The 14130-nt window shown below is 63.8% G+C and carries 12 protein-coding genes; 9 read left to right on the plus strand and 3 right to left on the minus strand.

The window, feature by feature from the left end; translation table 11 throughout:
* Positions 1-22 precede the first annotated feature (22 nt).
* The 6 genes from IEX16_RS11555 (at position 23) to IEX16_RS11580 (ending at position 4859) form a co-directional block, all read left to right on the plus strand.
* Positions 23-622 (plus strand): SRPBCC family protein, encoded by a 600-nt coding sequence (locus IEX16_RS11555; RefSeq protein ID WP_188708637.1) that lies wholly within the window; start codon positions 23-25, stop codon positions 620-622.
* Positions 623-634: 12 nt separating this feature from the next.
* On the plus strand, positions 635-1567 hold the full coding sequence (locus IEX16_RS11560; protein ID WP_188708638.1) for an AAA family ATPase: 933 nt from the start codon (positions 635-637) through the stop codon (positions 1565-1567).
* Positions 1568-1570: 3 nt separating this feature from the next.
* Entirely contained in the window at positions 1571-2749 is a 1179-nt protein-coding gene (locus IEX16_RS11565; protein WP_188708639.1) for a VWA domain-containing protein, read from the plus strand.
* A 205-nt stretch (positions 2750-2954) separates the two neighbouring features.
* Positions 2955-3629: a nucleotidyltransferase family protein gene (locus IEX16_RS11570; protein ID WP_188708640.1), complete on the plus strand. Its 675-nt coding sequence runs from the start codon at positions 2955-2957 to the stop codon at positions 3627-3629.
* Entirely contained in the window at positions 3626-4324 is a 699-nt protein-coding gene (locus IEX16_RS11575; RefSeq protein WP_229676310.1) for a TIGR02466 family protein, read from the plus strand. Before IEX16_RS11570 ends, IEX16_RS11575 begins: the two co-directional genes overlap by 4 nt.
* Positions 4325-4382: 58 nt before the next feature.
* A complete protein-coding gene (locus tag IEX16_RS11580) occupies positions 4383-4859 on the plus strand; it encodes a PaaI family thioesterase (RefSeq protein ID WP_188708641.1) in 477 nt (158 codons plus the stop codon).
* A gap of 151 nt (positions 4860-5010) precedes the next feature.
* On the opposite strand, the gene IEX16_RS11585 is transcribed toward IEX16_RS11580, so the two are convergent.
* Positions 5011-8502 (minus strand): class I SAM-dependent DNA methyltransferase, encoded by a 3492-nt coding sequence (locus IEX16_RS11585; protein ID WP_188708642.1) that lies wholly within the window; start codon positions 8500-8502, stop codon positions 5011-5013.
* A gap of 119 nt (positions 8503-8621) precedes the next feature.
* On the minus strand, positions 8622-9938 hold the full coding sequence (locus IEX16_RS11590; protein WP_188708643.1) for an amidase: 1317 nt from the start codon (positions 9936-9938) through the stop codon (positions 8622-8624).
* 76 nt (positions 9939-10014) lie between these two features.
* Between IEX16_RS11590 and IEX16_RS11595 the strand changes: the two genes are divergently transcribed.
* The 3 genes from IEX16_RS11595 (at position 10015) to IEX16_RS11605 (ending at position 13103) form a co-directional block, all read left to right on the plus strand.
* Positions 10015-11430, plus strand: coding sequence for a coniferyl aldehyde dehydrogenase (locus tag IEX16_RS11595; protein WP_188708644.1), 1416 nt, complete (start codon positions 10015-10017; stop codon positions 11428-11430).
* 181 nt (positions 11431-11611) lie between these two features.
* Positions 11612-12076 (plus strand): GlcG/HbpS family heme-binding protein, encoded by a 465-nt coding sequence (locus IEX16_RS11600; protein WP_188708645.1) that lies wholly within the window; start codon positions 11612-11614, stop codon positions 12074-12076.
* A 55-nt stretch (positions 12077-12131) separates the two neighbouring features.
* The gene (locus tag IEX16_RS11605; RefSeq protein WP_188708646.1) at positions 12132-13103 is read left to right on the plus strand and encodes a tripartite tricarboxylate transporter substrate binding protein; all 972 of its coding nucleotides are present in this window, start codon (positions 12132-12134) and stop codon (positions 13101-13103) included.
* A 58-nt stretch (positions 13104-13161) separates the two neighbouring features.
* On the opposite strand, the gene IEX16_RS11610 is transcribed toward IEX16_RS11605, so the two are convergent.
* Positions 13162-13989: a CAP domain-containing protein gene (locus IEX16_RS11610; RefSeq protein ID WP_188708647.1), complete on the minus strand. Its 828-nt coding sequence runs from the start codon at positions 13987-13989 to the stop codon at positions 13162-13164.
* Between the last annotated feature and the right edge of the window lie 141 nt (positions 13990-14130).

The raw sequence follows: 14130 nt of genomic DNA on the forward strand, positions 1-14130 counted from the left end.
TTCTGACCATTTGAAGGAATCCATGGAAGTCACTATCGACAAACAGTACCCGGTTGCGGCAGGCCTTGATGCCGCCTGGCAGGTGCTGGCCAACATCAATGAACTCGCCACCTGTATGCCCGGGGCGCAGATCACCGAAGAGATTGATCCGACCCATTACAAGGGCAGTGTCCGGGTCAAGGTCGGCCCGGCGGTGGCCGCCTTTGCCGGCACCATCGAGGTGCTGGCGATGGACCCGCAGGCGCACACCCTCCGGCTGCTGGGCAAAGGGGCGGACAAGGGTGGCTCCTCGGCGTCGATGGAACTGACGGCCTCGCTGGTCGCCGTGGATGCAGGAAGCAGCACGCTGACGGGCAAGGCCGAGGTCATTGTCAATGGCAAATTTGCGCAGTTCGGCGGCCGCATGATGACCTCCGTCTCCGACATGATCCTGGCCCAGTTCGCCGAAGTGTTCTCGCAAAAGGCGCAGGCCCTGCAGGGGGCAGCTGCCCCTGCCGCCGAAGGTGCGGCTCCGGTAGCGGCGCCGGCCCCGCCCGTGGTGGCCAGGGAGTTCAACGCCCTGGGGCTGGTCTGGGCCTTGATCAGGAATTTTTTTGCGGGCCTGTTCGGTCGCAGGTCCTGAGACGCTGTCGCCATGTCACTGACTGAGGCTGTCGAGACACCCGAAGGCCTGCGCGAACGGCTGTTCAAGGCGGGCTACATCGCCGACGAAGACCTCGCAAGCCTGGTCTGGATGGGGCTGACGCTGGAGCGCCCGCTTCTGATCGAAGGCGAGGCCGGTGTCGGCAAGACAGCCATTGCCGGCGCCTGCGCACGCGCGCTGGGCCGGCCGCTGCTGCGCCTGCAGTGTTATGAAGGCCTGGACCTGAGCCAGGCTGTCTACGAGTGGAACTACAGTCGCCAACTGCTCGAAATCCGGCTGGCAGAAGCCGGCCAGGGCGACAAGGCGGCGCTGCGCGAAAACCTGTTTTCCGAAGCCTTTCTGCTCGAGCGGCCGCTGCTGCAGGCCATCCGTTCGCCGGAGCCCTGTGTGTTGCTGATTGACGAGATTGATCGCGCCGACGAGGCTTTCGAAGCCTTTCTGCTCGAGATGCTGTCGGAGTACCAGGTGACCGTTCCCGAAATCGGCACGCTCACGGCGCGCAGCAAGCCGCTGGTGATTCTGACCAGCAACGGTACGCGCGACCTGTCGGACGCCTTGCGCCGGCGCTGCCTGTTTCATTACCTGGATTTTCCGACACTGGTGCGCGAGATGCAAATCGTTCGCACACTGGTGCCCGAGGCGGCCAGCCGGCTGGTCGAAGAAGCGGTGACTTTTGTCCAGCGCCTGCGCAAGGAAGACCTCGACAAGACGCCCGGCGTGGCCGAAACGCTGGACTGGGTGCGCGTGCTCTTTCATCTCGGTCATGGTGAACTGCCGGTGGACCCGCAGTCGCTGGTGCCCACGCTGGCCGCCTTGCTCAAGACGCGCAATGACCGCTGGCAGGTTACCGCCGAACGTGTGGGCAAGCTGGTCGATGGTCCGCGCATAGCGCAGGACGTCGGTGTGGCTGGTGCGATGAAATAAACCATGGCAATGGCTGCTGCCGTTACCACCGCCGCGGACCCAAGGCAGCGCCTCGGCGAGTTTGCCCACTACCTGCGCGAACACGGCTTTGCGCTGGGTTATGCCGAGGTCGGGTTGATGGCCCAGGCTGCAGCCGCCTTGCCGCTGTCGCAGTGGCCCCGTATCGAGGCCTTGTGGCGCGGCATCGCCTCCGGCAGCCACAAGCAGTGGCTCAGGTACCCGGATTTGCACCAGGCCTTCTGGTTCCCGCACAAGGTCCGGGGCGCTGTCCGCAGCTCGGGCATCAGCCGGCGCGCCCGTTCGCTGCCCGAACTGGTGCAGCAGATGCACAGCGAGATGGGCAACACAGCACCGGGCGAAGCCCGGTCCACGCTGGGCATGGCCGACCAGCCGGGCGAGGGCGAGCTTGAAGCCAGCGACGCACCGCCGCGTGCCCAGGGAGGCGCCAGCCGCACCGATGCGTTCGAGGAGCGTGATTTTGCCGACTGGCTGCTGTCCGACATGGACCGATTCGAACCCCTGGTTGAGGCTTTCAAGCGGCGGCTGCGTACTCGCCTGCTGCGTCGCCTGCAACGCCACCGGGACAGCGGCGTCATTCATCTGCGGCGTTCGATGCGTTCGGCGCTGTCCACCGGCGGGGAGCTGGTGCAGCTGCACCATGTGCGCCACCAGCGCCGCCAGCCGCGTGTGGTGGCGCTGGTGGACGTGAGCCGTTCCATGGAAGTGCACGCACAATTTTTTCTGCGGCTCACGCGCGCCTTCGTCGAGGTCATGGATGCACGGGCTTTTGTGTTCCATACCAGGCTCGCCGAGGTCACGCCGCTGATGAAGCGGCGCAGCGAACGTGTGCAGGACAAGATCAACGCGGTGACCTTCGGCTTTGGCGGCGGCACCCGCATTGCCAGTTGCCTGCACGAGGCGTTGCACCAGCACCTGGGTCGCTCCCTGGGTCGTTGGGACCTGTTCATGGTGTTCAGCGATGGTTTTGACACCGATGAACCCGAGGCCCTGGCCGGGGTGCTGGCGCAGGTGCGTGCCCGCGGTGCCCGCGTCTTCTGGTTGCACCCGACGGTGCAAGTACCCCAGTCGGCGGCGATGGCGCTGGCTGCGCCTCATGTCACGCGGTTCATGCCGGCGCACAATTTGGCCAGCCTCGAGCGCCTGTCCGAGCTGCTGGTGTGAACCATGCTCGATGGAGATTTTCATCAAACATGACAAGCACCTCACTACCGTTCGCCCTGAGCTTGTCGAAGGGTCTTCCGCTCTTGCTCAGGGCAGGCTTCGACAAGCTCAGCCCGAACGGAGTGGTGTTTTGGAACGGAGTGATGTTTTTATTTTCGGAAACATCAATAGTTAATCTACGCTCACAACTTCTGGAAAAACAACCATGGGATGCCTGCTGAAACAAGGTGGTGGGCTGTATGCCCGCCTGCGGGTCGGCGCGGTGTTGCTGGCCGCCGGCGAGGGGCGGCGTATGGGCGGCGTGAGCAAGCCTCTGATCCGCCTGCAGGGCGTGCCCCTGATCAACCGGCAGCTGATTGCGCTCAGCGGCGCCGGGGTGGACGAGGTCGTGGTGGTGACCGGCCATGCGCGTGATGCCATCGAGGCGCAGGTCCGGAGTTTCCCGGTCACGCTGGCGCACAACGCCGACTATGCCCACGGCCAGCAAAGCTCGGTGCGGGCCGGTCTGGCGGCGCTTCGCGGCAATTTTGACGCCGTGTTCATCGTGCTGGCCGACCAGCCCCTGATCGGGTCGGCCGATCTGGTCGAACTGATGGCGGCCTTCAAGAAGCGCCCCTCGGGCAATCTCGTGGTTCCTGTCGTCAAGGGCCAGCGCGGCAACCCGATCCTGCTCGACGACGTGGCGCTGGCCCAGGTTCTGGCCAGCGATACCCATCTGGGTTGTCGCCAGCTCATCGAGCGTCAACCCGGGCTGGTGTATGCGTTTGAAACCAGCAATACCCGTTTCACCACCGACCTGGACACCGTCGAAGATGTGCTGCAACTGGCACAGCGTACTGGCTGGAAGCTGGAGCTGCCTTCCGATGAGCTTGCTGCGTGAAGCTGGCTGTGGCCGACGGCGCGCTGCAATGGCATTGGCCGGTCCCGCTGGCCGTGCACCGCTTTGCCGGTGCTTCCGAAGTCAATCCGGTGCTGGCCCGGGTGTTTGGCGCCATGCGTGCCACGGATGCTGCTGCACCGGGGGGAAACTTCTACGCCAGCGCTGACGATCTGCTGCGCCGGGTGGATCTTCCGGAGTTCCATGCGCTGCTCAAGTTCATTGCCGCGTCCCTGCAGGCCACGGCGCAGCAGGCCAATGCCGGCGTGTGGCCGGCGGGCCGTCACGGGCTGCAGCTTGAACTGATGGGGGTGTGGTTCCAGATCCAGAACGGTGCTACTTTCCATGACATTCACACCCATGGGAACTGCTCGTGGTCGGGGGTGTATTACGTGCAGATCGATCCGGTGGCGCAGCGTCGGCAGCACCCCGACTTTGGCGACCTCAACGGCGCCACGCGCTTTTACAGCCCGATGTTTCCATTGCTGGGCGGTGCACACATCGACACGGGCAATGCCTGGTTGCAGCAGGCTACTCTGGACGTGACGCCGCAGGAGGGCGAACTCGTCCTGTTTCCCGCCATGCTGGCGCACAAGGCCATGCCTTACGCCGGTGAGCGGGACCGCATCATCGTTTCCTTCAACGCGCAAATTCGCGCACCCGACGGGGACCAGCTGTTCCACTACGCGGGCACTTGAGTCACCGAGCAGTCGCCGAGCGGACGGGCCGCAAGCCGCACCCGGGTTAGCATGAGGAATGCCTGACACCGCCTCTTTCTGCGCTTCCGCCATCCCCAATGGTTTTGTTCCTGTTAGTGTCGGTGGCCCCTTTATTGAGGTCAACGGCCCGTTTTACGCGCGGCTGGAAGGCCAGCAACTGCTGCTGGGTTTTCGCGTCGAGGAGCGCCACAGCAACCCGCTGCAGATGTGCCACGGCGGCATGCTGGCGTCGTTTGCGGACATGCTGCTGCCCTGCGCGGCGATGTACCAGACCGACACCGACAGGCGCTTTCTGCCGACCATCAGCTTGCAGATCGATTACCTGGCGCCGGCCAGACTGGGGGCGTGGGTGCAAGGCCAGGCCGAGATCCTGCGTAGCACGCGCAACATGATTTTCATTCAGGGCCTGGTGACGGCCGACGGTGAGCCGGCCTTGCGCATCAGCGGCATTTTCAAACAGGGCCCGCTGATCGGCGACGGCAAGGATCACGACCCGTTCTTGCTACGAAGTTGATAGCTGGTGGCGCAAGCAGATAAAGGGCTGGAGCCATTTTTTGCTTGAATTTTTTCAGGCGGCCCCGGTCGGCACACCGGCGGAACGCTGCACCTCAATGCGGATCTCTTTTGTCAGCCGCGCCTGGCCGGGGCTTTCCAGCCGCAGGCCCTTATTCCCGCCAGCTTTCACCGTCACGCCGGGCGCGCCCGAGCGCTTCCAGGGTTTCCAGAATGCGGGGCAGGCTTTTCTTCCATGGCCCCCGGCCCTTGAAGCGGGCTTCGATCTCAGGCACCGTCAGCGCGCCGGAGTGGCTGGCCAGCACCTGTGCGAGGGCTCGCACCTGCTCGGGCAGGCTGGCTGGCCAGGGCTGGGTGTTTTGGTCTGGTGTTTTGCCGGAAGACGGCTTGGCCTCAATGTCAAGTGCCATTTCGGCCTGTAGCCCTTGCTGGGCGGGCGCAAGCAGCTCCTGATTTTGTAGCGTTTTGCTGGCTGCCGGGTTCTGAAACTCGGGCCGCAGCCAGCGAATGTGGCCGGTTTTTTCTTCTGCGGCGCGCCGGGCATTGAGCACCACCAGGTGGGTCAGCAGGTCATCGGTGGCCAGACCCGGTTCAAGTCCATAGGCTTGCAGCACGGCAGCGTCGAGCTCTTCGTGCAGGTCTTTGAGTACGCTGACCAGACCCTGGGTGTGGATGATTTTTTCTTTCTCGGTCAAAGGCCGTGCATCCTGAGCCCCACCCCGTTCGTCCTGAGCCTGTCGAAGGACTTCCAGCACGTTGTACATGCCGGTCAGCGTCAAGCCGGGGTGTGCCGCCTGCTGGCGTTTGCGGTGCGCGTCAATCTGCTCGGCCAGTGCGGCGATTTGTTCGCGCAGCGCAGGGGTGAGGCCGGTGTCCTCGTCGGGGAAGGGGAAGGTTTCGAAGCAAGCGGTCTTGATGTAACGTGGACGGTCTTCAAGTGTGCTTCCTTGCGCGAGCGCCCAGTTCACATGGCAATTGCTGGAAAGAACGCCAAGATGCAGAGCTTGGTCGCTACCTACAACGACCAACATCTGATCGGGTAGAACGGCGCCATCCAGAAACTGGAATATCCGATGCTTCGCGGTCATGGTGGTGGCGATGTAGCGCGGGAGTCCGGCCAGCGCGCGCCGCATGTCGTCGTTGTTGCGTCGGTGTAACCACCACTTTTCGCGCAAATCTACATCGCGGTTGGCGTCACGCTCCGGTTTCACCCGATCAACCAGCCACTGGTAGAGCGTCGGGTAGCGCGAGCGTACTTCCGTGATCGACAGGCCGTGGCAATCAATCACCATGACGCCACGCGGAACATCGGTCAAATCTTTGCCGTTGCGATAAGGCTTAACCGGAGCACCGGGCTCGAAGCACCTTGCTTGTGCTGGCGTGATAACCATTCCCGCGCCGTGCGGAATGACGCCTGTGGCGCTGAGCCTGCTGTTGGCTTGCAATGGCCCGGCGGCGGAGAGATTCGCTCCAATGGTGAGGTCAGCGTGGATGTAGCCGGTGCGTGTGGTGAACTCCACTGCGAACTCGCCGTCGCCATTGTCTGTTTCGCGCGCAGTGCGAAGCAACACGCCATCGTCATGGCCCATGGAGCCGACTGTCATTGCGATTCGTACCGCAGCTCCCTGCGCACTGTCCACCCACGGGTGATCGGAAATCGCAAATGTGATCCTCAAATTTTGGAGCGCACGCTCCACTACGCGGCGGTTGTAGGTCATGGAAATGCTGTTCGTGGTGATCAGACCAAACGCACGGCTGCGTCCACTTGCGACCCGCGCGCTTGCCTGTTGCCACCAATACATGACGAAGTCCGCGCTATCGGGCACCTCACGCCATACTTCCCGCAGCGCCTCCACGTAGCCGTCGCCGAGCGCCTCGCGCATCTTCAGTTTGCCAATAAACGGCGGATTTCCCACGATGAAATCTGTGTCTGGCCACTCGGCCTTGCGCGCGCCGATGTATTTCCACTGCGGCACTTGCGCAGCCTCGTCGGGCACCAAAGCGCCCGAGACCGGATGGAGCTTAAAGGTGGTGCCATCCCAGCGGCTCAGCAACTGACCGTTTTCGTCATAAGCCAAATCGGTGTCGTCCCAGGCCAGCACGGCATCGCGGTGCTCGATGTTGCCGTAGTCGTGCACCACCGGCTCGGCCACGGCCTTGTTGCCGCGTGTGCGGATATGCCATTGCAAATAACCAATCCACAACACCAGTTCGGCCAGCGCGGCGGCGCGCTCGTTCAGTTCGATGCCCAGCAGTTGCTGCGGTGTGACGGTTTCGCCTTCGAGGCCGAGCAGGCTTTGGGTGTCGCCCAGCGCTTCAAGTTGGTTGATGACCTCGCCTTCAAGGCGCTTCAAATGCTCTAGCGTCACGTATAAAAAGTTGCCGCTGCCGCAGGCCGGATCCAGCACGCGGATGCTGCAAAGCTGGTGGTGAAACTTGCGCACCTCGGCCCTGGCTTCTTCCAGTTTGGCTTCAAGCGCCTTGCCCGAAAGCTCTGTCGCCTCTCGCGCCAGCACCAGCGCGGCGGCCTGGGTGTCGGCCCAATCTGCGCGAAGCGGCTCCACCACGGTGGGCAGCACCAGCCTTTCCACATAGGCGCGCGGCGTGTAGTGCGCGCCCAGCGCGTGCCGCTCGGTGGGGTCAAGCGCTCGCTCCAGCAAGGTACCAAAGATGGCGGGCTCCACCTCGCGCCAGTTGGACTGGGCGGCGCGGATGAGGCGATCAACTTGCTCCTGATTCAATAGCAAAGAATAGCCGTCAGACGTGGACGCCTTGAACAATTTGCCATTGAACTTGAGCACCTGGGTGGCCAGCGCGGCAGAAAAGCCGCCGCGGTCCATGTCGGCCCAGAGCACGCGCAGCATTTGCTGCAAGGTGATGGGTTGCTCGCGGTGGTCTTGCAGCAGGCCCAGAAAGCTGCCTTTGGGCAGCAGCTCCACATCTTCCGCAAACATGCTGAACAAGCTGCGTGTCAGAAAGGCGGCGACATGGTCGGCGCGGTGGCCAGATTGCTCCAGCGACCGGGCGAGTTCGGCCAGTTGCCCGGCCACCTCACGCGTGACGCGCGCACTGGCGCGGCTGGGGTTCAGGCTGTCGGGGTCGGTCCAGATGTTTCTGAGGCGGTCACGTACATCCGCATTGACCAGACTGCTCAGGGCGATGCGGTGGCTGCGCGGATCGGGGAAGGGCGTGTAGGTGGCGCCGCTGCGGGTGAACTCCGAATACAGCTCGATGACATTGCCGACATCGACCACCAGCAGAAAAGGCGGCCGGCCTTCTTCCGGCGGCAGGGCGCGGGCATAACCCTCGGCCTGAGCGCGGGCGCGCAGCAGCGCATCGTCAAATCCTTTGGTCTGCGTGCTGGACTTGAGTTTTTTCGACTCCAGCACGAAGTGGCCGCGCCGGTAGCAGTCAATCCGCCCGGGGCTGGTGCTGCCGTCGCCGTGGCTGAAGGTGATGGGCCTCTCGAACATATAGTCCTGCTCGGACGTGGCATGGGGCACTGGCACACCCAGAAGCTCGCACAGCTCGCGCACAAAACTCTGCGCGGTGGACAGTTCACTGGCGGTGACGCCCTGCCAGCGCTGAACAAAGGCGCTGGCCTTTGTGTTGTGGTTGTCAGACGTGCTGTGGGCTTCTTCCATTAGCTGGATGATAGCGGGAGGTTTGGTGCCTCCCACTCGCTCCCGTTCGTCCAGGCTTCGACCCCTTCGACTGAGCTCAGGACAGGCGGCTCAGCCCGAACGGTGTGCTGTCGCCACTGTCAATGGCTGCCCAGTTGTCGCTCGACAGCCGCGCCCAGCGCCAGCAGCTCCCTGTCCTGCCCGCGGCGGCCGACCAGCATCAGCCCGACCGCCAGCCCGTTGCCGCGCGGCAGCGGCAAGGTCAGCGCCGGCAGGTCAAAGAAATTGAAGACCGAGGGGTTGCGCAGCAGCAGGGCGTTGGTGCGCAAAAATACCTCTTCGGCCTGCACGTCGGCGATGCGCGGCGCCAGCAGCGGCACAGTGGGCAGCACCAGTGCATCGAGCTGTGTCAAACGCGCATCGAGTGCCGGCAGCAGTGCGGCCCGCGCCTGCTGGATGCCGACATAAGTCGCCGCGTCCAGCGTCTGGCCGCGGCGGATGCGGCCCAGCACGATGGGGTCGTATTCCTCGGGCCGGCTATTGACCCAGTCGCGGTGAATCCACGCGGCCTCGGCGGCCACCAGGGTACCGCGCTCCTGCAGGCGAAAGGGTTCGCCCAGCAAGTCGTCGAGGGTTTCATCCCGGACCTGGGCACCGGCGCCCGCGAGTTGCGCGAGGGCTTGTTCCACGGCGCCCAGCACCTCGTCTTGCGCCTGGCTGAACAACAGGCCGCGCGGCACGCCCAGGCGCAAGCCGCGTACATCGCGCTGCGGCAGGGCTTGCGGCGTGATGCCGGCCAGCACGCTGTCGGTGGCGGCGGCGTCCGCCACGCTGTGGCACAGCGGCCCCAAGGTGTCCAGGATGAAGGACAGCGGAAAAGCGCCTTCGCGCGTGACCCGCGCCTGGGTCGGCTTGAAGCCGACCAGCCCATTGAGCGCCGAGGGAATACGCACCGAGCCGCCGGTGTCCGAGCCGATGGCGATCTCGGCCATGCAGCGCGCCACCGACACGCCTGCGCCCGAGGACGAGCCGCCCGGGATGCGGCTGATGTCCAGCGCATTGCCAGGCGTGCCGTAATGCGGGTTGATGCCGACGCCAGAGAAAGCGAACTCGGTCATGTTGGTTTTGCCGATGATGACGGCGCCGGCCGCACGCAGGCGGCTGACCACCACGGCATCTTTAACCGCCGGCGCGGCATCGCGCAGCAGGGCCGAGCCAGCGGTGGTGGCTTCACCGGCCACGTCGAACAGGTCCTTGATAGCCACGATGCGGCCGTCCAGCGGACCCACCGCTTTGCCGGCGCCCCTGCGCCTGTCGGAGGCATTGGCGGCATCGCGGGCGCTGTTGGCATACACCCGTGTGAAAATGCGCGCGCCCTCGTCGCCGGCGGCGGTGATGCGAGCCAGTGCCAGCTCTAGCCTCTGGATGGACGGCGTGTCGGTGGATCGTTGGGTCATGCGGCGATTATCTGCACATTTGGCGCCTGGAGTCCCACCCCTACCACTGGCGCTGGCTGCAGCCTATCATCGCCGGATGACCACGCCCACACCCTTCCTGCGCTTTTTGTTCGACACCCAGCACCTGGCCAGCCGCGCACAAATCGATGTGCCGCTGGCCCTGCGCCGCGACCGCTTGTTGCGGCTGCGCCGTCTGCTCGACGCGCACGGCAGCGCGCTGGCGCAGGCGGTGCAACAGGACTTTGGCGTGCGCTCGCCGCAGCTCACCGAGATTGCCGACCTGTTTGTGTTGCGCTCCCTGTTATCGAACACCTTGAAAAACCTGGCGAAATGGATGAGACCCGTGAAGGTCGGCACGCCGCTGTACCTGCTGCCGGCCCGCGCTTTTTTGCAGCGCCAGCCGTTGGGCGTGGTTGGGGTGGTGTCGCCCTGGAATTACCCGGTGCAGTTGTCGCTGGGTCCGGTCATCACTGCGCTGGCGGCGGGCAACCGCGTGATGCTCAAGCCGAGCGAGCTGACACCGGCCACTTCTGCGCTGCTGGAAAAACTGCTGGGCGAAGTATTTGCGCCTGACGAGGTGTGTGTGGTGCAGGGCGACGGCGCGGTGGCGGCAGAATTTGCCGCACTGCCGTTTGACCACTTGTTCTTCACTGGTTCCACCGCCGTGGGCCGCAAGGTTGCCGAGGCCGCTGCCGTCAATTTGACACCAACCACGCTGGAGCTGGGTGGCAAGTCGCCTTGTATTGTTGATGCGTCCTGCGATCTCGACGCCGCCGCCATCAAGATTGCCCACGGCAAGCTGCTTAACGCCGGGCAGACCTGCATCGCGCCCGACTACGTGTTGTTGCCCCGCGGCAAGGAGGCCGCTTTCGGTGAAGCCTTTGCCCGTGCCGTGGCCACGCTGTTTCCCACCATCGCGGGCAACCCCGACTATGCCGCCATCATCAGCCCACGCCACCATGCGCGTTTACAGGCCTTGCTGGCACAGGCCGAGGCCGGTGGCGCACGTTTGCAGGTGGTCAACCCAGGCGCTGTCGCCGCAACGGATTCACGGCAGATGGCGCCGGTGCTGGTGTTCAATGTGGCCGCGGATGACAAGCTGCTGAGCGAAGAAATTTTTGGCCCCATCCTTCCGGTGCTGAGCTACGGAACCCTGGACGAAGCCATCGGCTACATCAATGCCCGGCCGCGCCCGCTGGCGCTGTACTGGTTCGGTATCGATACGGCAGCGCGTGACGATGTGCTGGCCCGCACCGTCAGCGGCGGCGTGACGGTCAACGACACGCTGATACACATTGCTCACGAGAACCTGCCTTTTGGCGGCGTCGGCGACAGCGGCTGGGGCAGCTATCACGGCGAAGCCGGCTTTTTGCGCCTGACACAGCAAAAGCCGGTGCTGGTGCAGTCGAAGTGGGCCAGGGGCGACCTGTTCTATCCGCCGTATGGCAAACGGTTTGACCAGGTGATGGGCTTGCTCAAGCGGCTGATCTGACGCGGCCAGTGCGCGCAGCGCGAGTGCTGCGCATTTTTCGGCTACGGGCGCTGCGTGCAGGCCTTGCTTTCAGCCTATATGTTTTACCTATAGCCCGCCTCGGAAATCGGTATTAGCCGTTTTTCGGGCCCGCTCCTATCATGGTCGCTCGTTCAAGCAGCCATGACAGGAGACCCCATAGATGCCCACTGAAGCAAGCCCGCCGGGCGCGGCTGAGCAGCCTGCGCTGGATGCCCCCTTGCCCTATGGCCCGCCGCTGAATCTGCTGCAGGCCAAGGCCATCATGCAGGCCGCCGAAGCCGAGGCCGAACGCAACAACTGGCCAGTGTGCATCGTTATTGCTGACGCCAGTGGCGACATCGTGCTGGCGCTCAAACGCGACCAGACCCAGCACTCCAGCATGGCGATTGCCACCGGCAAGGCCATGACTGCCGTGAACTTCCGGCGCCCGACCAAGATGTTCCAGGACGGCATCGCTGCAGGCGGTGAAGGCCTGCGTTTTCTCGCGGTGCCCGGCGTGACACCGCTGGAAGGCGGCTTCCCGCTGGTGCTGGCCGGCCACATCATTGGCAGCATCGGCGTGTCGGGCGTGCTGTCAACCCAGGACGTGCAGGTTGCACGCGCAGGCATGGCGATGCTGCGATGAGCTGATGCCGCTTTTCTTCGTTCATCAAAAAATTATTAGACAGGAGACAGACAAGATGTTTTTCAAAATTGCAAAAATTGTTGGCGTGGCCTTGCTGGTCGCAAGCGGCTCCCCGGCAGTGCAGGCGCAGGAGAAATTTCCAAACAAACAGGTACGCATCGTCGTGCCCTTTGTGGCGGGCAGCCAGGTCGATTTGGTCGCGCGTGAGATTGGCCGCCGCTTGCAGGCCGTCTGGGGCCAGGCCGTCATCGTGGACAACCGGCCGGGCGCCGGCGGCACCATTGGCAGCCGGACTGTCGCCACCGCAGAGCCGGACGGCCACACGCTGATGATCACCTCGGCGTCACACGCGATCAACCCCACGCTTTACAAAAAACTGTCTTACGACACCCTGCGTGACTTCACTGGCGTGACTTTTGTCAACAGCGTGCCCAACGTGCTGGTGGTGGCGCCTTCGCTAGGCGTCAAGTCGGTGCCTGAATTGCTGACACTGATCCGCGCCAAACCCGGCCAGCTCAATTTTGCTTCGGCGGGCATCGGCAGTGGCACCCATTTCAATGGCGAGATGTTCAAGGCCATGGCCAAACTCGACATCGTGCACGTGCCGTACAAGGGGACCGGCGATGCGCTGGTCGATACCGTTGCCGGACGCTCCGCGCTTTACTGGTCTCCGCTGGGGCTGACCTTGCCCTTCATCAAGGACGGCAAGCTGTTGCCGCTGGCCGTCAGCACCGCTGACCCGGCACCCGTGATGCCCAACCTGCCGGTGATTTCGACTTACGTGCCCGGCATGATCTACGACCACTGGTACGGAATGGTCGCGCCGGCCGCAACGCCCAAGGCTGTGGTCGATCAGATTTCCGCCGAGGTCGGCCGCATCCTGCGCATGCCGGAGGTGGTCAAGTCCTTCTCGGACCAAGGGGTGATTGCCGCACCGACTTCGCCGGCTGATTTCAACAAGTTCATTGCTTCGGAGATTCAGCGGCTGGGCGCTGTGGTGAAGAGTGCGAATATTCAGATCGATTGAGAAAGCGCTAGACGGGACGCAGTACTGGCGTGCAAGGGCATGCGCTGCTGCGCGATGATTAGCGTCCCGCCCCAAGCACCTGCACCCAATAAATCCCCGACTTGCTTTTGGTGTTCACCACAAACGCGGAACCCATTTCAACAAAAGCCGGCGACATGATGTTGGCGCAGTGGCCGGGGCTGTTGAGCCAGCTTTGCACGGCCAGCTCGGGCGTCGCCTGGCCGGCAGCCAGGTTTTCACCAATGCTGCGCCAGCGATAGCCGGCGCGGGTGACACGCACATCGACCGTGCTGCCGTCGCGGGCGGTGTGGTTGAAGTAGCTGTGCTGCGCCATGTCCGCGGCATGGCCCGCTGCAACTTCTGTGAGCAGGGACTGGTGCAGCAGGGGCGGCACGGCAACAAACAGATCCTTGCCGCAGTGCCTCGGCTGGGCGCGCGCGGCATTGACCAGTGCCAGGATGCGAGCCTCGACTTGCACGCCCTGCGCGGCGGCGGGCGCAACAAAGGGTTGGGCGACCACCACCCAGAGATGGTTGCTGCGCTGGTGAAAACCGGCTTCAGTCAAACGCGGGCGCAGCACCATCGCGCAGGACTTGCCCAGTGTGTTCGGCGTCAGTGCTGCGGACCCGATCCTTGTGCGCAAGTTGATCTGTGTGGCATGCACGGCGCGGTAGTTCGCGATTTTTAGGGCATCGTTGAGCTTGCTACCATCGGCCAGCAATGCCGCGACGCGCGACAGCACTGCGTTTTCGCGCAGCGCCGGTGTTTGCGCCGGGCTTTCACCGCAGCCCTGCTGCCGGATGGCGTTGACCGCGCTCAGCAGCGTTGGGTGCTCCGGCTCCGGCTCGGGCGACTGCGCGTAAAGCTGTGTACTGATCGCCAGCATGCTGAAAGCGAGTAAAGCAGTCGCTAGACTCCTGGCCATCTTGCTTGGGGTTACCGACACCGGAAAGTTCATCCGTCATGATAGCCACGCGGGGTTGTTTTTGCTTGCGCTCAACCTGATCCCCCGGCGCTGCCAGGTTTC

It is taken from the genome of Polaromonas eurypsychrophila (assembly GCF_014641715.1).
GTDB classification, from domain to species: Bacteria; Pseudomonadota; Gammaproteobacteria; order Burkholderiales; family Burkholderiaceae_C; genus Polaromonas; species Polaromonas eurypsychrophila.

Bases quoted from the DNA above. Each gene is read 5' to 3' on its own strand.
- IEX16_RS11600 (WP_188708645.1), top strand. From the start codon at position 11,612: ATGCCCACTGAAGCAAGCCCGCCGGGCGCGGCTGAGCAGCCTGCGCTG.
- IEX16_RS11595 (WP_188708644.1), top strand. From the start codon at position 10,015: ATGACCACGCCCACACCCTTCCTGCGCTTTTTGTTCGACACCCAGCAC.
- IEX16_RS11610 (WP_188708647.1), bottom strand. From the start codon at position 13,989: ATGCTGGCGATCAGTACACAGCTTTACGCGCAGTCGCCCGAGCCGGAG.
- IEX16_RS11560 (WP_188708638.1), top strand. From the start codon at position 635: ATGTCACTGACTGAGGCTGTCGAGACACCCGAAGGCCTGCGCGAACGG.
- IEX16_RS11590 (WP_188708643.1), bottom strand. From the start codon at position 9,938: ATGACCCAACGATCCACCGACACGCCGTCCATCCAGAGGCTAGAGCTG.
- IEX16_RS11555 (WP_188708637.1), top strand. From the start codon at position 23: ATGGAAGTCACTATCGACAAACAGTACCCGGTTGCGGCAGGCCTTGAT.
- IEX16_RS11565 (WP_188708639.1), top strand. From the start codon at position 1,571: ATGGCAATGGCTGCTGCCGTTACCACCGCCGCGGACCCAAGGCAGCGC.
- IEX16_RS11580 (WP_188708641.1), top strand. From the start codon at position 4,383: ATGCCTGACACCGCCTCTTTCTGCGCTTCCGCCATCCCCAATGGTTTT.
- IEX16_RS11585 (WP_188708642.1), bottom strand. From the start codon at position 8,502: ATGGAAGAAGCCCACAGCACGTCTGACAACCACAACACAAAGGCCAGC.
- IEX16_RS11605 (WP_188708646.1), top strand. From the start codon at position 12,132: ATGTTTTTCAAAATTGCAAAAATTGTTGGCGTGGCCTTGCTGGTCGCA.
- IEX16_RS11570 (WP_188708640.1), top strand. From the start codon at position 2,955: ATGGGATGCCTGCTGAAACAAGGTGGTGGGCTGTATGCCCGCCTGCGG.